At 65.4% G+C, this 26245-nt stretch carries 27 protein-coding genes; 15 read left to right on the forward strand and 12 right to left on the reverse strand.

The genetic code is table 11. The annotated features are described in order from the left end of the window. Window positions 1-18: 18 nt before the first annotated feature. The 3 genes from JI664_RS12310 (at window position 19) to JI664_RS12320 (ending at window position 2443) form a co-directional block, all read left to right on the forward strand. Window positions 19-591, forward strand: coding sequence for a cob(I)yrinic acid a,c-diamide adenosyltransferase (locus JI664_RS12310; protein WP_207014017.1), 573 nt, complete (start codon window positions 19-21; stop codon window positions 589-591). Between the two features lie 164 nt (window positions 592-755). Further along, a complete protein-coding gene (locus JI664_RS12315) occupies window positions 756-1517 on the forward strand; it encodes an electron transfer flavoprotein subunit beta/FixA family protein (protein ID WP_207014019.1) in 762 nt (253 codons plus the stop codon). Next, a complete protein-coding gene (locus JI664_RS12320; protein ID WP_207014021.1) occupies window positions 1517-2443 on the forward strand; it encodes an electron transfer flavoprotein subunit alpha/FixB family protein in 927 nt (308 codons plus the stop codon). The genes JI664_RS12315 and JI664_RS12320 overlap by 1 nt, the downstream gene beginning before the upstream one ends. A gap of 61 nt (window positions 2444-2504) precedes the next feature. On the opposite strand, the gene JI664_RS12325 is transcribed toward JI664_RS12320, so the two are convergent. Then, window positions 2505-3188: a DUF6473 family protein gene (locus tag JI664_RS12325; RefSeq protein WP_207014022.1), complete on the reverse strand. Its 684-nt coding sequence runs from the start codon at window positions 3186-3188 to the stop codon at window positions 2505-2507. 159 nt (window positions 3189-3347) lie between these two features. On the opposite strand from JI664_RS12325, the gene JI664_RS12330 reads away from it, so the two are divergent. After that, entirely contained in the window at window positions 3348-4223 is an 876-nt protein-coding gene (locus JI664_RS12330; RefSeq protein ID WP_207014024.1) for a 3-hydroxybutyryl-CoA dehydrogenase, read from the forward strand. A gap of 136 nt (window positions 4224-4359) precedes the next feature. Here JI664_RS12330 and JI664_RS12335 read toward each other — a convergent pair whose 3' ends face one another. After that, window positions 4360-6048, reverse strand: coding sequence for an acyl-CoA dehydrogenase family protein (locus JI664_RS12335; protein WP_207014025.1), 1689 nt, complete (start codon window positions 6046-6048; stop codon window positions 4360-4362). A 163-nt stretch (window positions 6049-6211) separates the two neighbouring features. Between JI664_RS12335 and JI664_RS12340 the strand changes: the two genes are divergently transcribed. Further along, complete coding sequence (locus JI664_RS12340) at window positions 6212-6982, forward strand: sulfite exporter TauE/SafE family protein (protein ID WP_207014026.1); 771 nt, start codon at window positions 6212-6214, stop codon at window positions 6980-6982. On the opposite strand, the gene JI664_RS12345 is transcribed toward JI664_RS12340, so the two are convergent. Beyond that, a complete protein-coding gene (locus JI664_RS12345; RefSeq protein ID WP_207014027.1) occupies window positions 6979-7557 on the reverse strand; it encodes a DUF3859 domain-containing protein in 579 nt (192 codons plus the stop codon). The two genes, JI664_RS12340 and JI664_RS12345, sit on opposite strands and share 4 nt — an antisense overlap. Further along, the gene (locus JI664_RS12350) at window positions 7550-9148 is read right to left on the reverse strand and encodes a phosphoenolpyruvate carboxykinase (RefSeq protein WP_207014029.1); all 1599 of its coding nucleotides are present in this window, start codon (window positions 9146-9148) and stop codon (window positions 7550-7552) included. The genes JI664_RS12345 and JI664_RS12350 overlap by 8 nt, the downstream gene beginning before the upstream one ends. A gap of 398 nt (window positions 9149-9546) precedes the next feature. On the opposite strand from JI664_RS12350, the gene JI664_RS12355 reads away from it, so the two are divergent. The 6 genes from JI664_RS12355 (at window position 9547) to JI664_RS12380 (ending at window position 14045) form a co-directional block, all read left to right on the forward strand. Continuing rightward, the gene (locus JI664_RS12355; RefSeq protein WP_207014034.1) at window positions 9547-10248 is read left to right on the forward strand and encodes a response regulator transcription factor; all 702 of its coding nucleotides are present in this window, start codon (window positions 9547-9549) and stop codon (window positions 10246-10248) included. Between the two features lie 84 nt (window positions 10249-10332). Continuing rightward, window positions 10333-12033, forward strand: coding sequence for an ATP-binding protein (locus JI664_RS12360; RefSeq protein WP_349768721.1), 1701 nt, complete (start codon window positions 10333-10335; stop codon window positions 12031-12033). After that, window positions 12030-12467 carry an HPr kinase/phosphorylase gene (locus tag JI664_RS12365; protein WP_207014037.1) on the forward strand — a complete coding sequence of 146 codons (438 nt, stop codon included), beginning with the start codon at window positions 12030-12032 and terminating at the stop codon, window positions 12465-12467. The genes JI664_RS12360 and JI664_RS12365 overlap by 4 nt, the downstream gene beginning before the upstream one ends. 3 nt (window positions 12468-12470) lie before the next feature. Continuing rightward, complete coding sequence (gene rapZ, locus JI664_RS12370; RefSeq protein WP_207014038.1) at window positions 12471-13370, forward strand: RNase adapter RapZ; 900 nt, start codon at window positions 12471-12473, stop codon at window positions 13368-13370. Between the two features lie 4 nt (window positions 13371-13374). Then, entirely contained in the window at window positions 13375-13776 is a 402-nt protein-coding gene (locus JI664_RS12375) for a PTS sugar transporter subunit IIA (RefSeq protein WP_207014039.1), read from the forward strand. After that, window positions 13773-14045 carry an HPr family phosphocarrier protein gene (locus JI664_RS12380; protein ID WP_207014040.1) on the forward strand — a complete coding sequence of 91 codons (273 nt, stop codon included), beginning with the start codon at window positions 13773-13775 and terminating at the stop codon, window positions 14043-14045. The genes JI664_RS12375 and JI664_RS12380 overlap by 4 nt, the downstream gene beginning before the upstream one ends. 113 nt (window positions 14046-14158) lie before the next feature. On the opposite strand, the gene metF is transcribed toward JI664_RS12380, so the two are convergent. Continuing rightward, window positions 14159-15028 carry a methylenetetrahydrofolate reductase [NAD(P)H] gene (gene metF, locus JI664_RS12385; RefSeq protein ID WP_207014041.1) on the reverse strand — a complete coding sequence of 290 codons (870 nt, stop codon included), beginning with the start codon at window positions 15026-15028 and terminating at the stop codon, window positions 14159-14161. Between the two features lie 91 nt (window positions 15029-15119). Here metF and JI664_RS12390 point away from each other — a divergent pair, with 91 nt between their 5' ends. Genes JI664_RS12390 through JI664_RS12405 form a run of 4 tightly spaced genes read left to right on the forward strand, consistent with a single transcriptional unit; the run spans window position 15120 to window position 18001 of the window. Further along, window positions 15120-16025, forward strand: a complete 906-nt coding sequence (locus JI664_RS12390; RefSeq protein ID WP_207014042.1) for a LysR family transcriptional regulator — start codon at window positions 15120-15122, stop codon at window positions 16023-16025. 1 nt (window position 16026) lies between these two features. Further along, entirely contained in the window at window positions 16027-16713 is a 687-nt protein-coding gene (locus JI664_RS12395) for an NAD-dependent deacylase (RefSeq protein ID WP_207014044.1), read from the forward strand. Between the two features lie 56 nt (window positions 16714-16769). Beyond that, the gene (locus JI664_RS12400) at window positions 16770-17606 is read left to right on the forward strand and encodes a cyclase family protein (protein ID WP_207014045.1); all 837 of its coding nucleotides are present in this window, start codon (window positions 16770-16772) and stop codon (window positions 17604-17606) included. Continuing rightward, window positions 17606-18001 (forward strand): carboxymuconolactone decarboxylase family protein, encoded by a 396-nt coding sequence (locus JI664_RS12405; protein ID WP_207014047.1) that lies wholly within the window; start codon window positions 17606-17608, stop codon window positions 17999-18001. The genes JI664_RS12400 and JI664_RS12405 overlap by 1 nt, the downstream gene beginning before the upstream one ends. 132 nt (window positions 18002-18133) lie before the next feature. Here JI664_RS12405 and JI664_RS12410 read toward each other — a convergent pair whose 3' ends face one another. From JI664_RS12410 to JI664_RS12440, 7 genes are all read right to left on the reverse strand, one after another. Then, the gene (locus JI664_RS12410) at window positions 18134-19105 is read right to left on the reverse strand and encodes a quinone oxidoreductase family protein (RefSeq protein ID WP_207014048.1); all 972 of its coding nucleotides are present in this window, start codon (window positions 19103-19105) and stop codon (window positions 18134-18136) included. A gap of 236 nt (window positions 19106-19341) precedes the next feature. After that, window positions 19342-19779 carry a PaaI family thioesterase gene (locus JI664_RS12415; RefSeq protein WP_207014050.1) on the reverse strand — a complete coding sequence of 146 codons (438 nt, stop codon included), beginning with the start codon at window positions 19777-19779 and terminating at the stop codon, window positions 19342-19344. Window positions 19780-19785: 6 nt separating this feature from the next. Then, window positions 19786-20799 (reverse strand): acyl-CoA dehydrogenase family protein, encoded by a 1014-nt coding sequence (locus JI664_RS12420; protein WP_207014053.1) that lies wholly within the window; start codon window positions 20797-20799, stop codon window positions 19786-19788. Window positions 20800-20813: 14 nt separating this feature from the next. Then, entirely contained in the window at window positions 20814-22004 is a 1191-nt protein-coding gene (locus JI664_RS12425) for an acyl-CoA dehydrogenase family protein (RefSeq protein WP_207014055.1), read from the reverse strand. Window positions 22005-22015: 11 nt separating this feature from the next. Further along, on the reverse strand, window positions 22016-23191 hold the full coding sequence (locus JI664_RS12430; RefSeq protein WP_207014056.1) for an acetyl-CoA C-acyltransferase: 1176 nt from the start codon (window positions 23189-23191) through the stop codon (window positions 22016-22018). Between the two features lie 24 nt (window positions 23192-23215). Beyond that, window positions 23216-25300 carry a 3-hydroxyacyl-CoA dehydrogenase NAD-binding domain-containing protein gene (locus JI664_RS12435; protein WP_207014057.1) on the reverse strand — a complete coding sequence of 695 codons (2085 nt, stop codon included), beginning with the start codon at window positions 25298-25300 and terminating at the stop codon, window positions 23216-23218. Between the two features lie 13 nt (window positions 25301-25313). Beyond that, window positions 25314-26123 (reverse strand): IclR family transcriptional regulator, encoded by an 810-nt coding sequence (locus tag JI664_RS12440; protein WP_207014060.1) that lies wholly within the window; start codon window positions 26121-26123, stop codon window positions 25314-25316. Window positions 26124-26245 lie beyond the last annotated feature (122 nt).

The following is a 26245-nucleotide window of genomic DNA, read 5'->3' on the forward strand; positions in this document are numbered from 1 at the left end:
CTTTCAGGGAGCTCAACCATGGTCGTGCTCAACAAGATCTACACCCGCACCGGCGACAAGGGCGACACCGCTCTCGGCAACGGCAACCGGGTGGCCAAGGACGACCTGCGGGTCGAGGCCTATGGCACCGTCGATGAAACCAATGCCGGCGTCGGCATGGCCCGGCTTCATGCCACGGGCGAGATGGATGCGGCGCTGATGCGGATCTCGAACGACCTGTTCGATCTGGGTGCCGATCTGTGCCGCCCCGATCTGGCAGGCGACGCGCAGGCCGAATACCCGCCGCTTCGGATGGTCGACGCGCAGGTCGAGCGGCTGGAAGCCGAAATCGACGCGATGAACGGCGCCCTGCAACCCCTGCGCAGTTTCGTGCTGCCGGGCGGCTCGGCGCTGGCCGCGCATCTGCATCTGTGCCGCACCGTCAGCCGCCGCGCCGAACGGCTTGCCGTGGCGCTGGCCCGGCAGGGCGACGTGAACCCGGCGGCGGTGAAATACCTCAACCGGCTGTCGGACTGGTTCTTCGTCGCCTCGCGCGCGGCCAACGACAACGGCGCGGGCGACGTGCTGTGGGTGCCGGGGGCCAATCGCTGAGCGCGTTGCCGCTAACGCGGTGCCCGACGCGGCGTCGGCATGGCTGAAGGTGTCGTTTTTTCCCTGTTTTCCGGCTCGCGGAGGGGCTAGGAACACAGGCAACATCCAAGTGCCCACAGGTCCGTCAGGCCCACGGGCAAAGAGACAAAGGGAGACAATCGCCCATGAAGGTTCTGGTGCCCGTGAAGCGGGTTATCGACTATAACGTGAAGGTCCGCGTGAAGGCGGACGGTTCGGGTGTTGACCTGGCGAACGTTAAGATGTCGATGAATCCGTTCGACGAGATTGCGGTCGAGGAAGCCATCCGCCTGAAGGAAAAAGGCGTCGCGACCGAGGTCGTGGCCGTGTCGATCGGCGTGAAGCAGGCGCAGGAAACGCTGCGCACCGCGCTGGCGATGGGCGCCGACCGGGCGATCCTGATCAATGCCGCCGATGACGTGCATACCGATATCGAGCCGCTGGCCGTGGCCAAGCTGCTCGCCGCCGTCATCAAGGAAGAAGAGCCGGGTCTGGTTCTGGCCGGCAAGCAGGCGATCGACAACGACATGAACGCGACCGGGCAGATGCTGTCGGCGCTTCTGGGCTGGAGCCAGGCGACCTTTGCCTCGGCGGTCGAGATTGACGGTGACAGCGCCAAGGTCACGCGCGAAGTCGATGGCGGTCTGCAGACGATCTCGGTCAAGATGCCCGCCATCGTCACCGTGGACCTGCGCCTCAACGAGCCGCGCTATGCCTCGCTGCCCAACATCATGAAGGCCAAGAAAAAACCGCTGGATGAGAAGACGCCCGCCGATTACGGCGTCGATGTCACGCCGCGGCACGAAGTGGTCAAGACCTCGGAACCCGCCGCGCGCAAGGCCGGCGTGATGGTCGGCTCGGTCGACGAGCTGGTTGCGAAACTCAAAGACGAAGCGGGGGTGATCTGATGGCTGTTCTGCTGCTTGGAGAAGTCACCGACGGCGCGCTGAACCGCGACGCCACCGCCAAGGCCGTCACCGCCGCGAAGGTCTGCGGCGACGTGACCGTGCTCTGCGCCGGGGCCTCGGCCGCGGCTGCGGGCGAGGAAGCCGCGAAGATCGACGGCGTGGCGAAGGTGCTGGTGGCCGAGGATGCTTCGCTGGGGCACCGTCTGGCCGAACCCACCGCCGCGCTGATCGTGTCGCTGGCGGGCGATTACAGCCACATCTTCGCGCCGGCCACGACCGACGCCAAGAATGTGCTGCCGCGCGTGGCCGCGCTTCTCGATGTGATGGTGCTGTCGGATGTCTCGGGCGTCGTCGACGCGCAGACGTTTGAGCGTCCGATCTATGCGGGCAACGCGATCCAGACGGTCAAATCGTCGGACAAGGTGATCGTCGCGACGATCCGCACCTCGACCTTCGATGCAGCCGGCGACGGCGGCTCGGCCCCGGTCGAGACCGTCTCGGCCGCTGCCGATCCGGCGCTGTCGTCCTGGGTCGAAGACAAGGTCGCCGAAAGCGACCGTCCTGAGCTGACCTCGGCGGGCATCGTCGTGTCGGGCGGGCGCGGCGTCGGTTCGGAAGAGAACTTCAAGATCATCGAAGCGCTGGCCGACAAGCTGGGCGCGGCGGTGGGCGCCTCGCGCGCGGCGGTCGATTCGGGCTTCGCGCCGAACGACTGGCAGGTGGGCCAGACCGGCAAGGTCGTGGCGCCGGACCTGTATGTGGCCGTGGGCATCTCGGGCGCGATCCAGCACCTTGCAGGGATGAAGGATTCGAAGGTCATCGTCGCGATCAACAAGGACGAAGAAGCGCCGATCTTCCAAGTCGCCGATTACGGCCTCGTGGGCGATCTCTTCGACGTCGTGCCGGAACTCACCGGCAAACTCTGAGCCCACGCTCAACCGCACGATCAAACGGCCCGCCAATCGCGGGCCGTTTTGCTTTTTGCCCCTACTGCGTACGTCGATAAGCCCCGCCGCTGCCCAGCGTGGCGCAGATCCGCTGCACCGCCCCCTGCCGGTCGCCCAGAGCCACGCGCGGCAAGCCCCGCGCATCCGTCAACGCCGGGCGCACCAGCCAGCCGGGCGACAGCGGATCGACCAGAACCCCGTGCGGCGGCAACAACGCAAGCAGCTGTTGCATCCGCGCGCGCCACGCGTGCTCAAGCTCCTGCCGGACCAGCGCGAAACGCTCGGGACAGGTTGCCCACAACGTGTCCAGCGCATGGCCGGTGAACGCGATCGGCGCGAAATCCACCTCGGGGAACAGCGCCCGCAGCGGTGCCCGCGCGGCGATGAAACGGTCGTTGCGGCGCGGATGCACCCGGTAAAAGGCATTGCTCAGGTTGCCGAGCGGCGGCAGCAGCAGCACGAAGGCACGCGCGTCCTGTGCCCGCGCGACAAGGCCGGGATCGCCCAGATGCAGATCCACCCCTTCGATCAGCGCCGCAGGCCGCGACAGGCGGTCCAGCACCCGGCCCGCAAGCGGCCGAGTCCACCGCGCGGACCCTGCGCCGCCCGCCCCGTCCCCAATGAGACACAGCGCCCGATGCGGCATCGCCGCGCGCGGCACGATACCAGCCAATGGCGTGGATTTACCCCCCACGCCGCCCGAATCCAGCAGGCATTGTTGCATGATACCCCTACACTTTCCGTCACCCACCGGGGATTGTCGCGGCAAAAACTTACAATCCTCTTACCCGCGCCCCCTCGGCCCCGGAGTAAGACTTGCGCCCGGCTTGCGCCCGGGCCTATGGTCGCGCCGAACCAACGGGCGACCAGAACGGGGACAGATATGAGCATTCAAAGCGTCGGGATCGTCGGAGCGGGCCAGATGGGCAACGGCATCGCCCATGTCTTCGCCCTGTCGGGCTATGACGTCGTGCTCAACGACATCTCCGAGGATGCGCTCAACCGCGCGCTGTCGCTGATCGACAAGAACATGGAGCGTCAGGTCCAGCGCGAGAAGATCACCGCCGAGTTCAAGGCCGCCTCGCTGGCACGGATCCGCACCACGACCAAGCTGCCCGATCTGGGCCCGAGCGACCTGATCATCGAAGCCGCGACCGAGCGCGAGATGGTCAAACAGGCGATCTTCGAAGACCTGCTGCCGCATCTGAAACCCGAAACGATCCTGACCTCGAATACCTCGTCGATCTCGATCACGCGCCTCGCCTCGCGCACCGACCGGCCCGAGAAATTCATGGGGTTCCACTTCATGAACCCGGTGCCGGTGATGCAGCTCGTGGAACTCATCCGCGGCATCGCCACCGACGAGCCGACCTACAAGGCGCTGCATGACGTCGTTGCAAAGCTGGGCAAGACCGCCGCCTCGGCCGAGGATTTTCCGGCCTTCATCGTCAACCGCATCCTGATCCCGATGATCAACGAAGCCGTCTACACGCTCTATGAAGGCGTGGGGAACGTGAAGTCGATCGACATGGCGCTGAAACTCGGCGCGAACCACCCGATGGGGCCGCTCGAACTGGCCGATTTCATCGGTCTCGACACCTGCCTTGCGATCATGAACGTGCTCTATGACGGGCTGGCCGACACCAAGTACCGCCCCTGCCCGCTGCTGACGAAATATGTCGAGGCCGGCTGGCTCGGCCGCAAGACGCAGCGCGGCTTCTACGACTATCGCGGGGACGCGCCCGTCCCGACCCGCTGACCGGGCCGGCGCGCGGGCTCCGCGCGTCACGGAGGCTGCATCTTTAATCCCCAAATATCCCGGGGGCCCGGGGGCAGAGCCCCCGGTCGCCTTGTCCGCCCGGTACCGACCGTCTGATCCCGACCGCGCGGTCCCGTCAGCCCAGCAGACGGCGCGCGATAACTTGGGCCTGAATCTCGCCCGCGCCCTCGAAAATGTTCAGGATCCGCGCGTCGCACAGGATGCGGCTGATCTGGTATTCCAGCGCGAAACCGTTGCCGCCATGGATCTGAAGCGCATTATCCGCCGCCGCCCAGGCCACGCGGGCCCCCAGCAGCTTGGCCATCCCCGCCTCGAGATCGCAGCGCTTGTCGTGATCTTTCTGCCACGCGCTGAAATAGGTCAGCTGGCGCGCGATCATGATCTCGACCGCCATCATCGCCAGCTTGTCGGCCACACGCGGGAAGTCGATCAGCGGCTTGCCGAACTGCTTGCGGTCCTCGCCGTATTGCATCCCCACTTCCAGCGCGTTCTGCGCCACGCCGATGGCGCGGGCGGCGGTCTGGATGCGGGCGCTTTCGAAGGTCTGCATGAGCTGCTTGAAGCCCTTGCCCTCTTCGCCGCCCAGCAGGTTCTCGGCCTTCACCTTGAAGCCATCGAAACCCAGCTCGTATTCCTTCATGCCCCGATAGCCCAGCACCTCGATCTCGCCGCCGCTCATGCCCGGTGTCGGGAAGGGGTTGGCGTCGTCGCCCGGCGTTTTCTCGGCGAGGAACATCGACAGGCCGCGATAATCGCTGGTGTCGGGATCGGTGCGCGCCAGCAGCGTCATCACATGGGTGCGCGCGGCATGGGTGATCCACGTCTTGTTGCCGGTGACCTCGTAATCGCCGTCCGCGTTCTTCACCGCGCGGGTGCGCAGCGAGCCCAGATCCGAGCCGGTATTGGGTTCGGTGAACACCGCCGTCGGCAGGATCTCGGCCGAAGCGAGGCGCGGCAGCCAGCCGGTCTTCTGCTCATCCGTACCCCCCGCAAGGATCAGTTCCGCCGCGATTTCCGAGCGAGTACCCAGCGAACCCACGCCGATATAGCCGCGCGAAAGCTCTTCCGACACAACGACCATCGAGGCCTTGGACAGCCCGAAGCCGCCGAATTCCTCGGGGATGGTCAGGCCGAAGACGCCCATTTCGGCGAGATCCTCGATGATTTCCATCGGGATGAACTCGTCCTTGAGGTGCCATTCATGCGCGAAGGGCGCGACCTTCTCGTCCGAAAAGCGGCGGAACTGGTCGCGGATCATCTCCAGTTCCTCGTCGAGCCCCGTCGCGCCGAAAGTGGCGCGGCCATGGTTCTCGCGCATCAGCGCGACAAGCCGCGCGCGGGCCGCCACCGAATTGCCCTGCACCGCCAGCGTCGTCACCGCCGGTTCGGCCATGAACGCCGCGATGTCGTCCAGCGGCAGGCCCATATCGGTAAGCTTCAGCATCTCGCCCTGATTCATCGGGATGCCGCCCTGAACCTGCCAGAGATATTCGCCCACGCCGATCTGCAGGATCAGCGTCTCGATCTCGCCGAAACTGCCCGCGTCGCTCAGCCGCCCGGCCCAGGCCTGCATCTGGCGCACCGATTCCACATAGGTGGCAAGCCATGCCAGCCCATGCACCGCGCGTTGCTCGCGCTCCATCAGCGCCGCATCCACCTTGCCATCCCGGGCGACCCGCGCACGCACGCTCTCGGTCGCCCGTTCCAGCAGCGCCTCAAGAGGCGGCAGCGCGGCGGCGACGAGGCCCTGCAGATCGGCCAGTAGAGCGGCGGGGGCGGTCATGTCCTGTCCGTCATGGGGCATGGGTGGCTCCTGTATTTGCTGGTGCAGCACTAACGCTTTCGCAATTGCAGCGCAACATTAATTCACAAAGGCTCCACTTCAAGCATTAAAGTGTCGCAATGGATTTCCCGTGCGATGCCCTACCCCGCGCGCTACAACCGCCCGGACAGATTGGGGACATTGCATGGAAACGATCATCGCGGGCCTGCCGCTCTGGGCCTTTCTGCTGGCCTGCGCGGTGACGTTGGCCGCGGGTTTCGTCAAGGGCGCGATCGGGTTCGCCATGCCGCTGATCATGATCGCGGTGCTGCCCTCGTTCATGCCGGCGCATACTGCGCTGGCGGCGCTGCTTCTGCCGGTGCTCGTGACCAATGCCCACCAGTCGACGCGCCATGGCTTCGCCCCTGCCGTGGCCTCGGCGCGCAAGTTCTGGCGCATCATCACCGCCACCATCCTCGGCATCCTGATCACCGCGCCCTTCGTGGTGGTGCTGCCGCAGCAGGTGATGTTCCTGCTGCTCGGTATCGCGGTGCTGTTCTTCGCCGGGCTGCAACTGAGCGGCTGGTCGCCCGATATTCCCCCCGGCATGCGCGCCCCTTTCGAATTCGGCGCGGGGCTGATCGGCGGGCTTTATGGCGGGATCTCGGGGATCTGGGGGCCGCCGTCGATTGTCTATCTGATGGCGGCCAAGGTCGAGAAGACCGAGATGGTGCGTGTGATGAGCGTGATCTTCACCATGGGCGCCGTGGTGCTGACCATCTCGCATCTGCGCACTGGGGTGCTGAACGCCCAGACCGCCGTTCTGTCGGCGCTGATGCTGATCCCGGCGGGGATCGGCATGTCGCTGGGATACCGCGCACACGATTCGATGGACCCGGTGCGCTTTAAACGCTGGACGCTGATCTTGCTGTCCTTCTCGGCGCTGAACCTGCTGCGCCGGGGCCTGATGGGCTAGGACAGAAGCGAGGGCGCGGCGCAGAGATGCGCGGCGTCCGGCATGTCTGCGGGCGGCAAGACGGTGAACAGCGCGGTGAACAACACTTCGCCATCGACCTCGGCGCTGAAGGTCCAGTCGCCGGGCTGCAATTCTTCGGGGATATCGAACTGGAAGAACACCGTGTCGGTCATGCCCGGCGCGATGCTGCCCGACCATTGCTGCTCGGTGATGCCGGTCGGCGGCATGGCGGGATGCGTGACGGTATAGCGCGTCTCGACGGCGGCATTGTCCGCAAGGCGGAAGCGCACGCCGAACCCCATTCCCAGCACGGCAGGCGCGACGGTGCCAAGCGCGACCATCTCGACCGGCTCGTCCGGAACATGCACCCAGCCGGACATCGTGTCGGGCGCGGGACGGCGCCCGCCTTCGGGCGGGGCGCAGAACAGACCCAGCTCAAGACCGGACACGCGCGGCGACACGTCACCCAGCGGCTGCGCCAAAGCCGGGCTGGCCAAGGGCCCGGACAGGCAAAGCCCCGCCACAAGGACGGGGCCAGCCAGGATATGCGTCAGCCGAGACACCGGATCAGCCAATCGCGGCGGCTTTTACGTCGTCGTCGATATAGGGCACGTATTGCGCGAAGTTCTCGGAGAACATGGTCACCAGCTTCGCGGCCTGCGCGTCATAGGCAGCCGGATCGGCCCAGGTCGAGCGCGGGTCGAGCAGCTTGGGATCGACACCGGCGCAGGCGACCGGAACCTCGAAGCCGAAATTCGCGTCCTTGCGGAATTCGGTCTTCGACAGCGAGCCGTTCAGCGCATCCGTCAGCAGCGCGCGGGTGGCCTTGATCGGCATCCGTTTGCCGGTGCCGAAAGCGCCGCCGGTCCAGCCGGTATTGACCAGCCAGCATTCGGCACCCGACGCCGCGATCTTTTCTTGCAGCAGCTTGCCATAGACTTCGGGGCGACGCGGCATGAAGGGCGCGCCGAAGCATGTCGAAAAGGTCGGCAGCGGCTCGGTCACGCCACGCTCGGTGCCCGGCGTCTTCGAGGTGAAGCCCGACAGGAAGTGATACATCGCCTGCGCGGGCGTCAGCCGCGCGATCGGCGGCAGCACGCCATAAGCGTCGCAGGTCAGCAGGATCACGTGTTTGGGCGTGCCGCCAAGGCCGGTTTCCGACGCGTTCGAGATATAGTCGAGCGGATAGGCGCAGCGCATGTTCTCGGTCAGCGAGCTGTCCTCGAAATCGAGTTCCAGCGTCTCGGGGTCGAACACCATGTTCTCGACCACGGTGCTGAATTTCGACGTGGTCGCGTAGATTTCCGGCTCGGCCTCGGCCGACAGGTTGATCGTCTTCGCGTAGCAGCCGCCTTCGAAGTTGAAGATGCCGTTGTCCGACCAGCCATGCTCGTCATCGCCGATCAGCGTGCGCGAGGGATCGGCCGAAAGCGTCGTCTTGCCGGTGCCCGACAGGCCGAAGAACACCGCCGAGTCGTCAGGGTTGCCGATGGCGTGGTTGGCCGAGCAGTGCATCGCCATCACACCCTTGCCGGGCAGGATGTAGTTGAGCAGCGTGAACACGCCCTTCTTGTTCTCGCCCGCGTATTCGGTGTTGCCGATCAGGATCATCTTGCGGTCGAAATTCAGCGCGATGACGGTCTCGGTACGGCAGCCGTGACGCTCGGGATCGGCCTTGAACGAGGGGCAGTTGATGATCGTCCATTCGGCGACGAAGCTGTCCAGCTCGTCGCGGGCAGGGCGGCGCAGCATGTGGCGGATGAACAGGTTGTGCCAGGCGAGTTCCGAGACCACGCGGACATCGAGGCGATGCTCGGCATCGGCGCCGCCGAACAGGTCCTGGACGAAGTAATCCTTGCCCTGCATATGCGCGATCATGTCGTCATACAGGCGGTCGAAGGCGTCGGGCGCCATCGGCTGGTTGTTGTCCCACCAGATCGTGTCCTCGACCGACGGCGTGCGGACAACGAACTTGTCCTTGGGCGAACGGCCGGTGAACTGCCCGGTCGAAACGAGGAACGCACCTCCCTTGCCCAGCGTGCCTTCGCCGCGCTTGATCGCGATATCGACGAGTGAGGGTTCGATCAGGTTATAGGCCACGGAGCCCAGCCCGGTGATACCCTGATCCTCGAGCTTGAAATTGGGGTTTACGTGTCCTGTGGTCATGTCGCTCGCTCCTTCGCCGAGGCACCTCGGCCCCGAATGGGAAAAAATCCGGGCCAACCCCCTGCCTTCGGGTGGTCCGTCGACCGGTCTCCTCAACCGACACTTGGCCTATATCATGGCGATTTCAGGAAGGAACAGAACACATTTTCTCCTTTAGCGCCAACATGACGCTGTTATCGCAAACTGTCGCAGCCACGCCGATTTGGGCGCCGTTTGGCGACCGGTGGGTCGCGGCGCGGTCAACCGCAGGTCGCAGGTATGAGTAAAAACTTCACACGAACCGAGGTATTTTGGACTCACCCGAGATTGCTTTGTTCACTGAACAGTTGATTCTCCTCGGGGAAACCCGCAAAATGTCTGTAAAATAAGACCAATGAGCAGCTCACAAGGACAGGCACATGTCTAAGATCGCACTTGTTGACGACGACAGGAACATTCTGACGTCTGTCTCCATTTCGCTCGAGGCCGAGGGCTTCGAAGTCGAAACCTACAACGACGGGCAGTCCGCGCTGGACGCGTTCAACCGCAAATTGCCCGACATGGCAGTGCTCGACATCAAGATGCCGCGCATGGACGGCATGGAGCTGTTGCAGCGTCTGCGCCAGAAAACGCAGATGCCGGTGATCTTCCTCACCTCGAAAGATGACGAAATCGACGAGGTTCTGGGCCTGCGCATGGGGGCTGACGATTACGTCAAGAAGCCGTTCTCGCAGCGTTTGCTGATCGAACGCATCCGTTCGCTGCTGCGCAGGCAGCAGGCGATGGATACTGACGAGGTCGGCACGACCGAAGAAACCAAGGTCATGGTGCGCGGCTCGCTGACTATGGACCCGCTGCGTCATGCCGTTACGTGGAAGGGCAAGGAAGTCACACTGACCGTGACCGAGTTCCTGCTGCTGCAGGCGCTCGCCCAGCGTCCCGGTTTCGTGAAATCGCGCGATCAGCTGATGGACGTGGCCTATGACGATCAGGTCTATGTCGACGACCGCACGATCGACAGCCACATCAAGCGGCTGCGCAAGAAAATGCGCACCGTTGACGAAGACTTCTCGTCCATCGAAACTCTGTACGGTATCGGCTACAAATACAACGAAGCCTGATCGCAGACACGCGGCCCTATCCGGGCCGCCGGGTGATCGGGCCCGAGTTGTAGGGGCCAGAGTTATAAGGCGGTGAGGGCACAGGTGAGCACGCAGTCCGGGGCGCCGGGAAGCGACGTCGTCCTTGGCGACGATTGGGTCCGACCGCAAAGCGCGGTCGATACCGAGGTGCGCATCGACCGTGCGCGCCGCGGCCTGTTCTCGATTTTCCACTCGCCGCTGGCGCGCAAGATCATCCTGTTCAACATGCTGGCGCTGGTTCTGCTGGTCGCGGGCGTGCTGGTCACCAACCCGTTCCGCGACTCGCTGGCGCAACAGCGCGAACAGGCGCTGGTCTCGCAGGCAGAAACGCTGGCCGATCTCATCGTGGTGCTGCCCGCCCTTGTCGGCGACGGACAGCCCTATACCAGCGACGAGATGCGCGACGCCCGCGTCGCCGCCATCGCCGCCCTGCATCTCGACACCGAAACCGAGGCGTTGCTGCTCGATGCCGAGGGCCGGGTCGAAACCGCGCGGCGCGGCACGGGGCGTCCGGGTGTCGTCCCCCTCGACCAGATGCCCGAAGACCGCAACCCGACGCTGATTTCGGACTTCCTCGACGCCGTCTGGTCCGGCCTTGCCGCCATCGTCCCCGGCAACCGCTCGCCGCAGCCCGAAGCCAGCGCGCTGCTGTCGGAACTGCACGCGGCGGCGATGGAAGGCCGCTCGTCCAGCCGTATCCTGCGTCTCGATGACGGCTTCCGGATGCTGGCCGCCGCGCCGATCCTCGACGGCGACACCGTGCTGGGCGCGGTGGTCATGCAGCAGATCCCCACCGATATCGAACGGATGCTGCGGGCCGAGCGCGAACAGGTGCTGCAGATGTTCATCGTGGCGCTTCTGGTTTCGGTCGGGCTGTCGCTGGTGCTGGCCTCGACCATCGCCAACCCGCTCGCCGATCTGGCTACCGCCGCCGAACTGGGCCGCGACAAGAACGCTCGCCGCATGTCGCCGGGCCGCGTGCGCATCCCCGACCTGACGGGCCGCCCCGACGAGATCGGGCGCCTGTCCTCGGCCATGCGCGGCATGGTCAGCGCGCTTTATGACCGGATCGACGCCAACGAACAATTCGCCGCCGACGTTTCGCACGAGATCAAGAACCCGCTCGCCTCGCTGCGCTCGGCCGTGGGCACGCTGCGGGTGGCCAAGCGCGAAGATCAGGTGACGCGGCTGCTCGACGTGATCGAACACGATGTGCGCCGCCTCGACCGGCTGATCTCGGACACGTCGAACGCCTCGCGGCTCGACAGCGAACTGGTCAAGGAAGAGGAAGAAACCTTCAACCTGTGCAAAACACTCGACAACCTGTCGCAGCATCTGGCGCAGGAAGCCGAGACCAAGGGCGTCGAGTTCATCAGCGAATTGCCGCGCGACGCGATCATGATCCAGGGCCTCGAAGCGCGGCTGGCGCAGGTCTTCGTCAACCTGATTACCAACGCGATCAGCTTCTGCAACGAAGGCGACGCGGTCCGCATCTGGGCGCGCAAACGCGAGAACCGCGTGCTGGTCGTGGTCGAAGATACCGGTCCAGGCATCCCTGAATCGGCGCTGACCAAGGTGTTCAAACGCTTCTATTCCGAGCGCCCGCAGGATTTCGGCAACCATTCGGGGCTGGGTCTGGCGATTTCCAAGCAGATCATCGAAGCGCATGGCGGCGTGATCTGGGCCGAGAATATCCGCCCCACCAATGCCGACAAGAATTCGCCGCCGCTGGGCGCGCGGTTCGTCGTCGGCCTGCCGTTGTGAGCGCGGACGCCCCGCTTGCCCCCAATCTGCACGCAAGCTGCGTGGCCTTCGACCCGGCGCGCGGGGTGCTGATCCTCGGGCCTTCGGGCGCGGGCAAGTCCCGGCTGGCGCTGGCGCTGGTCGAACAAGGCGCGCGGCTGGTCGCGGACGATCAGGTGCTGCTGTGCCGCGACGGCGGCGCGCTCTATGCTCGCGCGCCGCGCGCGATTGACAGCCTGATCGAAGCGCGTGGCCTCGGCCTGTTGCGACTGCCGCCGCTGCGGCTGGCGCGGATCGCTCTCGCCATCGACCTCGCCGCACCGCCCGCGCGCCTGCCCGACCCGGCCCCGACCCGTATCGGGGGCGTCACGATAGCGTGTCTTCCCGGTCGCGCGGACTCGTCTTTCGCCCGCGGATTGCGTCATTATCTAACCCGTATGAGAATTCCGGATTAAGACATGCAGGACAATGCCAATCCGATCCGCGTGGTGATGGTCACCGGCCCTTCGGGCGCCGGCCGTTCCTCGGCGATCAACGTGCTCGAAGATCTCGGCTTCGAGGCGATCGACAACCTGCCGATGTCCTTGATCCCGCGCCTGCTGGATGGCCCGCCCCTGCCGCGTCCGCTGGCTTTGGGCGTCGATGTGCGCAACCGCGACTTCTCGTCCGAATCGCTGATCGAACTGGTCGATCGCCTGCACCGCCTGCCGAATGTCGCGGCCGAGCTTCTGTACCTCGATTGCGACACCGACACGCTGGTCCGGCGCTATTCCGAAACCCGCCGCCGCCACCCGCTCAGCCCCGACGACGCCCCGCTTATCGGCATCGAATACGAACTGGCGCTGCTCGAACCCGTGCGCGCGCGCGCCGATGCGCTGATCGAGACCTCGGGCCTCACGCCCCATCAGCTGCGCGCCGAAGTCACGCGCTGGTTCGCGCCGCGCGACGGGCGGCCCATGGCGTTGTCGATCCAGAGCTTTTCGTACAAACGCGGCCTGCCGCGCGGCGTGGACATGGTCTTCGATGTCCGCTTTCTGACCAACCCGCACTGGGTGCCCGAGCTGCGCGAGCATGACGGCCGCACCCCGCAGGTGGCCGCGCATGTCGAGGCCGATCCGCGGTTTTCCGATTTCTTCACCCGCGTGCACGATCTTATCGCCTCGCTGCTCGAAGCTTATGTGGACGAAGGCAAGGCCTCGCTCACCATCGCGTTCGGCTGTTCGGGCGGAAAGCATCGCAGCGTCGCAGTTGCAGAAAAAATGGCCCGGGTGCTTGCAGATCAGGGGTGGCGGGTGTCAAAGAGACATAGGGAGCTGGAACGGCGCAAACTGATGGCCGCGTCGGAGAAGCAAGGGTAAGGGCGTGATCGGAATCGTGATCGTCGCGCATGGCGGACTGGCGCGCGAATATCTTCGCGCCGTCGAACATGTCGTGGGAAAACAGGTCGGGATCCGTGCGATCGCGATCGAATACGAGCATGACCGCGCCGCCAAGCAGGCCGAAATCTGCGCGGCCGCGGACGAAGTCGATTCCGGCAGCGGCGTCGTCGTGGTCACCGATATGTTCGGCGGCTCGCCCTCGAACCTGTCGATGCCCGCCTGCAGCACGCCCGACCGCCGCATTCTCTACGGGGCCAACCTGCCGATGCTGATCAAGCTGGCGAAATCCCGCAGCCTGTCGGTTCCCGAAGCCGCGACACTCGCGCTCGATGCCGGCCGTCGCTATATCAACTCCTACGAAATGAGCGGGGGGATCGGCGTGTGAGCACCGAGAAGGTTCTGAAGATCGTCAACGAAAAAGGCCTGCATGCCCGCGCCTCGGCGAAATTCGTCGAGGTCGTCGAAGCCCATGACGCCCAGGCCGAGGTCGAAAAGGACGGCATGAGCGTCTCGGGCGATTCGATCATGGGCCTGCTGATGCTCGCCGCGTCGCGCGGCACCGAGATCCGCGTCCGGACCGAGGGCGCGCAGGCCGAGCCGCTGATCGACGCGCTCTCTGATCTCGTCGCCAACAAGTTCGGCGAACCGTTCTGATCCCTTCGCGGCGCCGCCCTCATCTTTGATCCGAAAATATCCTCAGGGGGTGAATTTGGCATCGCCAAAGAGGGGGGCAGACAGCCCCCCTTCTCCGACCTCTCCCCCGGACGTCAGGCCACTTTCTGCAGCGCCACTTGCGGCGTCACGCCCAGCGCGTAACAGACGTCGCGGGTCATATGCGCGCGGTTGAGCGTGTAGAAATGCAGCGCCGGCACGCCCTCATCCATCAGCGCGTCGCACAGCTCGGTACACAGGGCCGTAGCCAGAAGCTGTTCGCGTCCGTCGCGCTCGGCCTTGGCAAAGGCGTCATCCATCCAGCCCGGCACCGCCGCGCCGGTCGCCTGTGCAAAGCGGCGGATGCCCTGCCAGTTTTCGATCGGAATGATGCCCGGCAGGATCTTCGTACCGTCGATCCCCGCCTTTTCGGCCTTGTCGCGAAACCGCAGGAAGGTCTCGGCTTCAAAGAAGAACTGCGTGATCGCGCTGTCCGCCCCGGCTTCGAACTTGCGCTTGAGCCAGGCGATATCGGCGTCATCGTCGCCCGCTTCGGGGTGACGCTCGGGATAGGCACCGACGCGCAGGGTAAAGTTGCCGGTTTCCTTGAGCGCCGCGATCAGCTCGAGCGAATGCGCGAACCCGTCGGCCCGAGCGCTGAACCGGCCCTGCCCCTTGGGCGGATCGCCCCGCAGCGCGACGATCTCGCGCACCCCGGCCTTGGCATAGCTGTCGGCGATCTCCAGCGTCTGCGCGCGCGAAGCATCGACGCAGGTCAAGTGCGCGGCGACGTTCAGCCCGAATTCGCGTCCGATCGTCGTGACCACCTCATGCGTCAGCTGCCGCGTCGTTCCGCCCGCGCCATAGGTGACCGACACGAAATCGGGACGCAGCGGGGCCAGCATGCGCGTGGTCTCCCACAGACGAAAGCTGGCATCCAGCGTCTTGGGTGGGAAGAACTCGAACGAAATGCGCGGTGCGGCCATGGTGAAGCTCCTTTGTTGAGGCTGTTGTAGGGCCGCGCCCAATGTGAGACAAATTCATTGTTCTCATCATCACCATGAGGCTCACCTCATAATGCACATCGAATTCCGGCATTTGCGCACGATCCGCGCGATCCATCAGGCGGGCGGCGTCGCCCGCGCGGCCGATATCCTCAACATCACCCAATCGGCGCTGAGCCATCAGCTCAAGGGGCTTGAGGAACAATGCGGCGTCGAGCTTTTCGCACGCCGCACCAAGCCCTTGCGGCTGTCTTCAGCCGGGCTTCGGATGCTCAAGCTGGCCGAGGACGTGCTGCCCCGGATTGAGGCGCTGGAAGAGGAATTCCGTGCGCTCATCGCCGGCAAGACCGGGCGGTTGCATATTGCCATCGAATGCCATGCCTGTTTCGACTGGCTGTTCCCGGTGCTCGAACGCTTCCGTCACGCCTGGCCCGATGTCGATGTCGATATCCGCCCCAACCTTGCCTTCGCCGCCCTGCCCGCGCTTGCGCGCGAGGAAATCGACGTGGTGATCTCATCCGATCCCGACCCGATGGACGGGATCAGCTATACCCCGCTCTTCGATTACGAGCCGCGCTTCATCGCCGCCGCCTCGCATCCGCTGGCGCAAAAACCCTATATCGAGGCCGAGGATTTCCGCGACGAGGTGCTGTTCACCTATCCGATGGACCGCACCCGGCTCGATATCTTCACGGGCCTTCTCAACCCCGCCCGCGTCGAGCCCCGGCTGGTCCGCCCGATCGAGCTGACGGCGGTGATCCTGCTTCTGGTCGCGGCCGGTCGCGGCGTCTCTGTGTTGCCCGACTGGGTCCTGCGCGAGGTGAAGTATTCCACCGACTATGTCACCAAGCCGGTGACCGAACACGGCCTGACCAAGCGGCTCTATGCCGCGACGCGCGAAGAGGACACCGTAAAACCCTTCATGGCGCATTTCCTGCGCCTTGCGCGCACCGAGCCCGTCAAGCTGCAAAGGATCTGAGATGAGCATCGTCATCCTCACCGGCGCCGGGATCTCGGCCGAAAGCGGGCTGGGAACCTTTCGCGACAAGGACGGGCTGTGGACGCAATACGATCTCGAAGAGGTCGCAACGCCCGAAGGCTTCGCCCGCAACCCGCAACTCGTGGTGGATTTCTACAATGCCCGCCGCGCCAATTGCCTTGCCGCCCGGCCCAACGCCGCGCATCAAGCGCTGGCCCGGCTGGAAGCCGCGCGCCCGGGCGAGGTGTTGATCGTCACCCAGAACGTGGACGACCTGCATCAGCGCGCGGGCTCGCAGCGCGTGATCCAGATGCACGGCGCGCTGATGTCGGCGCTTTGCGCGGATTGCGGCCATCGCTGGCCCGCCCCCCACGTGATGAGCCTCGCTACCGCCTGCCCGGCCTGCGGTGCCGCCCGCGCACGGCCCGATATCGTCTGGTTCGGCGAGATCCCCTATCACATGGACGCCATCGCCGAGCATGTCGCGACCTGCGAGATCTTCGCCGCCATCGGCACTTCGGGACAGGTCTATCCCGCCGCGGGCCTCGCCGCCGAGGCGCGCCGCGCGGGCGCGCATTGCGTGGAACTGAACCTCGAAGCCTCGGAAATCAGCCGCGTCTTTCACGAACGCCGGTTCGGGCCTGCCTCGCAGGTCGTGCCCGACTGGGTCGAAACACTGCTCAGTTGACCGAATCGTCACGTGGACGCAGGCTGATCCGATAACCAAGAACAGGGAGACGGATCATGTGCCATGCCTGCGTGATGGAAAGCGTCAAGGCGCGAATGCTGGGGGAGTCGGGGATCGGACGGCGCGAGCTGTTCAAGGGCGCGCTCGGCCTCGCCGGTGTCGCGGCAGCGGGGTCCGCGCTGAAACCCGCCCCGGCGATGGCGCAGACGCCCGGCCAGATGGCCGACATGACGCACACGCTGCATCCTGACTTCCCGACCTTCTTCGGCGAACAGCAATTCTGGGAAGAGCAGCTCTTCAACTTCGACGAACACGGCTTCAACCTGAAAGAGCTGCGCGTCAACGAACATACCGGCACCCATGTCGACAGCCCGATGCATTTCTCGGCCGATGGCATGTCGGTGGATGAGATCCCGGTCGACAAACTGATCGTGCCGCTCTCCGTGGTCGATATCCGCGCCAAGGCGGACGGGGATGCCGATGCGCAACTCACGCCCGACGATCTGCGCGCCTGGATGGAGACGCATGGCGACCTGCCCGCTGGCGCCTGCGTGGCGATGAATTCCGGCTGGGGGGCGAAGATCGACGACCCGTCTTTCCGCAACGCCGATGGCGAGGGGGTGATGCATTTCCCCGGCTTCCATGTCGAAGCGGTGCAGATGCTGATGGAAGAGGCGGACGTGTCGGGCATCGCCGTCGATACGCTGTCGCTCGATTACGGCATGTCGTCCGACTTCGCCACGCATTACGCGTGGCTGCCCTCGGGACGCTGGGGCGTGGAATGCCTCGCCAATCTCGACGCGGTGCCCGCGACCGGCGCCACCCTTATCGTCGGCGCCCCCAAACACCGCCGCGGCACCGGCGGCCCGGCCCGCGTGTTCACGCTGTTCTGATGGCCACGCTTCCGCTTCTCGACGACGACACAGCGGGCGCCGAAGCGCGCGCCGTGTTCGACGACATCCGGGCCAAACGCCAGACCGATTATGTGAACAATTTCTGGCGCGCGCTGGCCAATGATCCGGCGCAGCTGCAACAGGTCTGGGACAGGCTGCAACGGGTCATGGCACCCGGCGCCCTAGATCCGCTGGTCAAGGAACTGATCTATGTCGCCGTCAGCGTGGCGAATGGTTGCGATTACTGCATCCATTCCCATAGCGCGGCAGCCAAGGCCAAAGGCATGACGCCCGAGATGCACGCCGAACTCCTCGCCGTCATCGCCATGGCGTCCCAGACCAACGCGCTGGCCACCGCGCTGCAGGTCCCCACCGACGACCGCTTCAAGTCCTGATTTCACTTTGCCGCAAATACTCACGGGGTTTCCAAAGGGGGGCGTGCCCCCCTTTGGCGCAGGGAGCGCGAGGGGGCGCGCAGCCCCCTCGCCTTCTTCAATGGCAACGGGGCCGAGGCCCTGCGCGTCAACTCACACCGTCAGGATTGTACACCCCGTGGTCTTGCGCGCTTCCAGCGCCTCATGCGCGACGCGGACCTCGTCCAGCGGGAAACGCTGGTCGATGCGGATCGTCACCGCGCCCGACAGCACCTTGTCGAACAGGTGCCGCGCCATCGCCTGACATGTGTCGTGCGCGGCGATATGCGTGAACAGCGTCGGCCGCGTCACCTGCAACGATTTGGGCGCCAGCGCGGCCAGCGAGAAGGGCGGCACCGGCCCCGAGGCATTCCCGAACGAAATCATCATCCCCACGGGTTTCAGACAATCCAGCGACCCCTCCCAGGTCGAGGCGCCGACCGAATCCATCACCACATCCACCCCCTTGCCGCCCGTCAGATCGCGGACGCGGGCGGGGAAATCCTCGGTGTTGTAATTGATCGCGTGCTCGGCTCCGTGGTCGAGAGCGAGCTGGCATTTTTCGTCCGAACCGGCGGTGCCGATTAGGTGGATGCCCTCACTTTTCGCCCATTGGCAGGCAATCAGGCCCACACCCCCTGCTGCGGCGTGGAACAGCACCGTGTCGCCCGCCTTGAGCGGCGTGGTGCGGTGGAACAGGTATTGCGTCGTCATGCCCTTGAGCATCATCGCCGCGCCCTCTTCGAACGAGATCCCGTCGGGCAGCGGACAGACCTGCGCGGCCGGCATCACCCATTCCTCGCAATAGGCGCCGGTGACGGCGGCGGCATAGGCCGCGCGGTCGCCGACCTTCAGATGCGTGACGCCGTCGCCCACGGCCTCGACCACGCCCGCCGCTTCGCGGCCCAACCCCGAAGGTAGCGTCATCGGGTAGAGCCCCGAGCGCTGGTAGCAATCGATGAAATTGAGCCCGACCGCCTTGTGCCGGATGCGGATCTCGCCCGGACCGGGGTCGCCAACCGGGCGATCGACCAGAGTCAGGACCTCGGGCCCGCCGGTTTTCTCGATGATGACGGTCTTTGCCATGGCTGCGCCTCCCTTGCGTCTGGCGGGGAAGATGGCGCGCGGGCGCAGTCGCGGCAAGGTCTTTCGCCCGTGCTCGGCATGCCTGCGGCACGCCGGGCTCGCGCGACCGGGCGCCTCGCTTCGCTCGGCGCCCTGAGGGGGCTGTCTGCCCCCTCGGCGCTGCGCGCCTCACCCCCGAGGATATTTGGGGATCAAAGATGGGGTGGGCGGAAAATGCGCCCGGGTCCGCGCGTCCGTCAGATTGGCGCGCGTTTGAATGTGCCGCTGGCCTGCGCCACAAGCGTGCCGTCTTCGGCGCGGGCGATGCCTTCGACGAAAACCGTCTTGAAGCCGCCCCCCATCACCCGGCCTGTCGCGGTGATGGTTCCGCCGAGCGGCATCGGAGCGATGAAATTGACGGTAAGCGAGATGGTCGAGAACGGGATCTTCCCGCCCTCGCCCTTCAGGTAGCTTGCCGTCGCCCCCATCGCCGTGTCGAGCACGGTCGAGATCAGGCCGCCATGCAGGTTGCCGTGCCGGTTGGCGTGGTCGGGCGTGACCGGCATCGACACGCTCGCCCCCTTGCCCGGATCGAATTCGAGCGAGAGGCCCAGCAGTTTCGCCGTGCCCGTCGCATCATGGCCAGGACGGTCGGGGCCGTGGTGATCGGGGCCAGAATGATCGGGGCCGGTCATCCCCTGTCACATCTCGAGCCGCATGAATCGCGCGAGGTGCCAGTCCTCGTCGCCGAAGCGGTGATCGACGGCGATCAGGCGCCGGGTGACCGGGGCCAGCGCGTATTCCTCGGTCATGGCGATCCCGCCATGCATCTGAACCGCTTCCTCGGCCACCAGCCGCGCGGTGCGCCCGAGCAGGTTCTTGGCGGCGCTGATATGGCGGTCGCGGGTGGGACCGGCGGCATCGAGATGCCCGGCCGCGTTGATCACCGCCGAGCGCGCCATCTCGATCTCGATCGCGACATCGGCCATGCGGTGCTGCAGCGCCTGGAACTTGCCGATCGGCACACCGAATTGCTTGCGGGTGCGCAGGTAGTCGAGCGTCATGTCGCGCGCGACGTCCATCGCCCCCAGCGCATCGGCGCAGACCGCGAGCGTGGCGGCAGCGAGGCGTTGCTGCAGCGTATGGGCATTGCCCACCGCTTCGCCCGCGACGCGGTCGAGCGTGACCTCGCTGATCGTGCCCCCCATCAGCGCAGGCGTGGTGTGCAGCGTCACGCCCTCGGCGGCGGTATCGACGAGGAACAGCGCGACCTCGCCATCCTTCAGCGCCGAGACCAGCAGCCGGTCGGACCCTTCAGCCTGAGTGACGAAGGATTTGCGCCCGCTCAGATGGCCTTCATTGGCCGAGGTGGTGATCGGGCCGCTATCGTAGCGCAGGCCCGGCTCGAAATGCGCGAGCGTGACTTTCAGCCCGCCGCCGATGATCTCTTCGACCAGATCGGCGCGCCCGGCATCGGCCAGAAGCCCACCCGCGAGACCGGCTTCGAGCACCGGCTCGGTCGAGCCCGCGCGGCCGAGTTCCTCGAACACGACGGCGATATCGAAGCCGTGGCCGCCGAAGCCGCCCTCGTCTTCGGTGAACAGCGCGCCCAGCACGCCCAGTTCGGCCAGCGCCGCCCAGTCCGCCCCGCGCTCAAGCGAGCGGCGCAGCGAATCGGCGAGCATCCGGCGTTCTTCGGTATGATTAAAATCCATCTGACAGCCCGCCCTTACAGTCCCAGAATAGCCTTGGTGATGATGCCGCGCTGCACCTCGTTCGAGCCGCCATAGATCGAGATCTTGCGGTTGTTGAGATACACGTTGGTGGCCTTGGCCGCGTAGTCGGGGCCGGGGTGGAACAGGTTGTCCGACAGCTGCTCGGACACGAAGGGCTGCGCCCAGGGTCCGACCGCGCGGCGCGCGAGATCGTTGATCTGCTGGCGGATGATCGAGCCCTTGACCTTCAGCATCGAGCTTTCGGCGCCCGGAGCCTTGCCCGCATCCGCCGCCGCGACGACGCGCAGATTGGTCGTGGCCATGGCCATGAGGTCGATCTCGATCCGCGCGAGGCGTGCGGCGAAAAGCGGATCTTCGATCAGCGGGCGGCCGTTCTGCATTTCCTGCCGTGCCACGCGCTTGAGGCTTTGCAGCCCTTCCTGCGAGAAGCCGACGCCGGCGATGCCGGTGCGTTCATGCGTGAGCAGGTACTTGGCATAGGTCCAGCCCTTGTTTTCCTCGCCCACGAGGTTCTCGACCGGGACCTTCACATCGGTGAACCAGACCTCGTTCACCTCGTGCACGCCGTCGATCAGGATGATCGGGCGCACTTCGATGCCGGGCGTGTCCATGTCGATCAGAAGGAAGCTGATCCCTTCCTGCGGCTTGCCCTCGGACGAGGTGCGCACGAGGCAGAAGATCTTGTTGGCGTACTGGCCCAGCGTGGTCCATGTCTTCTGGCCGTTGACGATGTAATGATCGCCCTCGCGCACGGCCTTGGTTTTCAGCGACGCCAGATCCGAGCCCGCGCCCGGTTCGGAATAGCCCTGACACCACCAGTCTTCGCCCGACAGGATGCGCGGCAGATAGTAATCCTGCTGCTCTTTCGAGCCGAAAGCCTGCAGCACCGGGGCCAGCATCGCCACGCCGAAGGGCACGATGCGCGGCGCATGGGCGCGGGCGCATTCCTCTTCGAAGATGTGTTTCTGAACGGCCGTCCATTCGGCGCCGCCGAATTCCTTCGGCCACGCCCCGGCCAGATAGCCCTGGTCGTCGAGACGGGCGTGCCAGAGATCGTAATCCTCTTTCGTCAGCATCTTGTTGGCGGCGATCTTGTCCGACAGCTCCTTGGGAAGCTTGTCTTTCAGGAAGGCCCGCACCTCGTCACGGAAGGCGACTTCGTCTTCGGTATAGTTCAGGTCCATCTGCTTCTCCCTCAGAAGATCTCGAACAGGCCGGCCGCGCCTGCGCCGCCGCCGATGCACATCGTCACGACACCCCATTTGGCGCCGCGCCGACGCCCTTCGAGCAGGACATGCCCGGTCATCCGCGCGCCCGACATGCCATAGGGGTGGCCGATGGCGATCGAGCCGCCGTTCACGTTGTATTTCTCGGGGTCGATGCCCAGCTCGTCGCGGCAATACAGGCACTGGCTGGCGAAGGCTTCGTTCAGCTCCCACAGGTCGATATCGTCGACGATCAGCCCGGCGCGGTCCAGAAGACGCGGCACGGCACGGATCGGGCCGATGCCCATCTCGTCGGGTTCACAGCCCGCGACGGCAAAGCCCCGGAACGCGCCCAGCGGCTCAAGGCCCAGCTGCTCGGCATGGCCCGCATCCATCAGGACGAGCGAGGCGGCGCCGTCGGACAGCTGGCTTGCATTGCCGGCGGTGACGAAATTGCCCGGCCCGCGCACCGGGTCGAGACTGGCCAGACCTTCGAGCGTGGTGCCCGGGCGGTTGCATTCGTCCTGCGTCAGCGTCACCGCTTTTTCGCTGATCTCGCCGGTGGCCTTGTCCTTGACGCCCATCGTCACGTCGATGGGCACGATCTCGTCGGCGAACAGGCCATCGGCCTGCGCCTTGGCGATGCGCTGCTGGCTGCGCAGGGCGTATTCGTCCTGCGCCTCGCGGCTGACATTGTAGCGCTGCGCGACGATGTCGGCGGTGTCGATCATCGGCAGGTAGATCTCGGGCTTATGCTCGAGCAGCCATGGCTCGGGCGTGTTGCGCGGCGAGGGCTGGTTCAGGCTGATGCTCTCGACCCCGCCGACAAGGATCGCGCGCGCGCCTTCCTGCGTGATCATATGCGCGCCCATGGCAATCGCCTGCAGCCCCGAGGCGCAGAAACGGTTGACCGTGGTGCCGGCCACGCTGACCGGCAGGCCCGCGCGCAAAACCACCTGACGGGCCATGTTGCCGCCGGTAACGTTTTCCGGGATCGCGCAGCCCCAGATCGAATCCTCGATCAGTGCCGGATCGATTCCCGCGCGGTCGACGGCGTGGCGGGCGGCATGAGCCGCCATCGTCACGCCGTGCGTCTGGTTGAACGCCCCGCGATAGGCCTTGCCGATGGCCGTGCGCGCGGTCGAGACGATGACAGCTTCTGCCATGGTATCCTCCCTTGGATGTCGGTGTCAGTTCAGGCTGGCGAAGGTCTTGTTCTCGGCCACCAATGTCTTGAGCAGCGGCGCCGGTTCCCAGATATCGTCGCCCGCCTTGCCAGCCTCTTCGATCGTCGCCAGGACCTTGGCCAGCCCGATCTCGTCGGCGTAATGCATCGGTCCGCCCCGGAAGCGCGGGAAGCCGTAGCCATAAAGCTTGGTCACATCCACATCGAGCGGACGCAGTGCGATCCCCTCGCCCACCACCTTGGCGCCTTCGTTGATCATCGCCGCCATGTAGCGCTCGACGATCTCGGCATCGGTGAAGTCGCGCGGAGTGATGCCCTTGGCGTGACGCTCTTTGGCGATGATCTCTTCGACTTCCGGGTCGGGACGGCCCTTGGGCGTCTCGGCATCATAGATGTAATGGCCATGCCCGGTCTTGCGCCCCAGCCGGCCCATCTCGTACAGAACGTCGCCCCATTCGCCGAAACGCTCGCCAGGCTTGCGCGTCGGCGCCAGCCGCTTGCGGGTCAAGTAGCTGATATCGATCCCGGCCAGATCCGCCACGGCATAGGGGCCCATGGCGAAACCGAACTCTTCCAGCGCCTTGTCCACCTGAAAGGGCGAGGCGCCTTCCAGCACCATGATATCGGCGGCGTTGCGATAGGTTTTCAGGATGCGGTTGCCGATGAAGCCGTCGCAGACCCCGGCGCGCACCGGCACCTTCTTCAGCTTCTTGGCCAGCGCGAAGCCGGTGGCGACCACGTCCTTCGCGGTCTTGGCGGCGACCACGACTTCGAGCAGCTTCATCACATGCGCGGGCGAGAAGAAATGCAGCCCGATCACGTCTTCGGGGCGCTTGGTCATCGCCGCGATTTCGTCCACGTCCAGATACGAGGTGTTCGACGCCAGCACCGCACCCGGCTTGCACACCGCGTCGAGCTTGGTGAAGACGTCTTTCTTCACCTCCATCGACTCGAACACCGCTTCGATCACCAGATCGGCATCCGACAGCTTGTCATAGCTGTCGGTCACCAGCAGCCGTTCGGACAGCAGCATGTCGCGCGCCTCGGCGCCCAGCTTGCCGCGCTTGACGCTGTCGGCAAGGGTCCGGGCGATGCCGTTATGCGCTTTCTCAACCGATTCCGCGTCGCGTTCGATCAGCGTGACGTTCAGACCGCTCAGCAGGCAGGACACGGCGATACCGCCGCCCATCGTGCCGCCGCCGATGATGCCGATCTTCGACAAATCGCGCGGCGCGACGCCCTTGATTTCGGGCAGGTTGGCGACCTTGCGCTCGGCAAAGAAGGCATGGATCATCGCCGCGCGCTGCGGGGTGTGCATCATTTCCCAGAACGCGGCGCGTTCCAGCTTCATGCCCTCGGTGAAAGGCAGCTTGGTGCCCTCGACCGCGACGTCGATGGCTTTCAGGTGGCAGACATGGCCGCGATTGGCGCGGGCCACCTTCTTTTTCAGCGCCTCGAGCGCCGCGTCATCGGTAGGCGGCACCGACATTTCCGAAACCCGGCGCACCGGCAGCCCCTCGGCCAGAACCTTGCGCGCCATCGCCATGCCCGCCTCGAACGGATCCTCGTTCGACAATTCGTCAGCGATCCCCAGCGCGAGGCAATCCTCGGCCGAGATCATCTTGGCCGAGGTGAAGATTTCAGCCGCCGGCACGATACCGATCAGCCGCGGCAGACGCTGCGTGCCGCCCGCACCGGGCAGAAGGCCCAGATTGACCTCGGGCAGGCCGATCCGCGCGCCGCGCAGCATCACCCGGTAATGGCTGCCCAGCGCGACCTCGAACCCGCCGCCCAGCGCGGTGCCGTGGATCACGCAGACGACGGGCTTTTCCAACGCCTCGATCACGTTGATCGCGTCCGGCAGATGCGGCTCGCGCGGCTCTTTGCCGAATTCGGTGATATCGGCGCCCGCGATGAAGGTGCGCCCCTCGCCGACGATAACCGCGACCTTCTGCGGCGAGGCGGCAAATTCGCGGGCACAGGCGACCAGCCCCTCGCGCACGGCATGGCTGGTGGCGTTCACCGGCGGGTTGTCGACGCGGATGACGCCGATATCGCCGTGGGCTTCGTAGCGGACCGGATTTTCCATCGCGGGCTCCTTCTCAGGTCTTCTTTTTGACGTTAGCGAACTTGCCCTTGGTCAGGGCGAACATCTGGGCGCCGATGCGGGCGCAGGTCTCGACGAGATCCTCCCCCACATCGCGGCGCCGGTCGGAATCCATCTGGCCCGACAACGAAATGCTGGAGATACCGTAGCGCGGAACACCCTGCGCATCGACCACCAGCGCGCCAACCACATCGACGCCGATGTAAAGCTGGCCCAGATCGACACCATAGCCACAGGCCGCCGCATCGCGCACGCTGCTGATGTATTCGTCCGCGGATTCGGGCGCGCATTGCCAGCGCAGATCCACGAATTGCGCGCGCAGATCGGCCTCGGACAAGTTGCGATGCGCGGCCAGAATGCGCCCGACACCGCCGGTATAGACCGGCAGCCTTTTGCCCAGCGGCAGGTCAACGCGCGTGACTGCGGGGTCGAAGGCGCGCTCGATCAGCACGATCCGGTCGTCGGCGGTGATGTGCCACAGGCAGATCAGCACCTTGTAATCGATCGCCAGCCGTTCCAGTTCAGGCCGGATCAGATCGCCGGGATTGGTGCCCAGCACCCCCACAGCCAGCTCGACCAGACCCATCGCCGGCTGATAGGTCTTGTCATGCGGATCGAAGCTGACCAGCCCTTCGGCCGTCAGCGTGCGCAGGATGTTGAAGCAGGTCGACGGATTGACGTCGGTGGCGCGGGCGATGGCGCTGACGCCCTCGGACCGGCCCATGGCCGACAAATGGCGCAGGATGCGCAATGCATGCACCAGCGCGCCGACCGGACGGGACTGGATGATCTCCTCGTCAGCCACCCACTTCTCCCCTTGGAATGGCATTTCGCATGAAGAATGCCTAGCCCCGCGACGCCACGCTGTCCAGCCGGATTCTGCGCTGGACCATTCTTGATTGCGGGCTAATTGTACGCCGGGCCGCG

The organism is Rhodobacter sp. NTK016B, assembly GCF_017303295.1.
GTDB lineage: Bacteria > Pseudomonadota > Alphaproteobacteria > Rhodobacterales > Rhodobacteraceae > Pararhodobacter.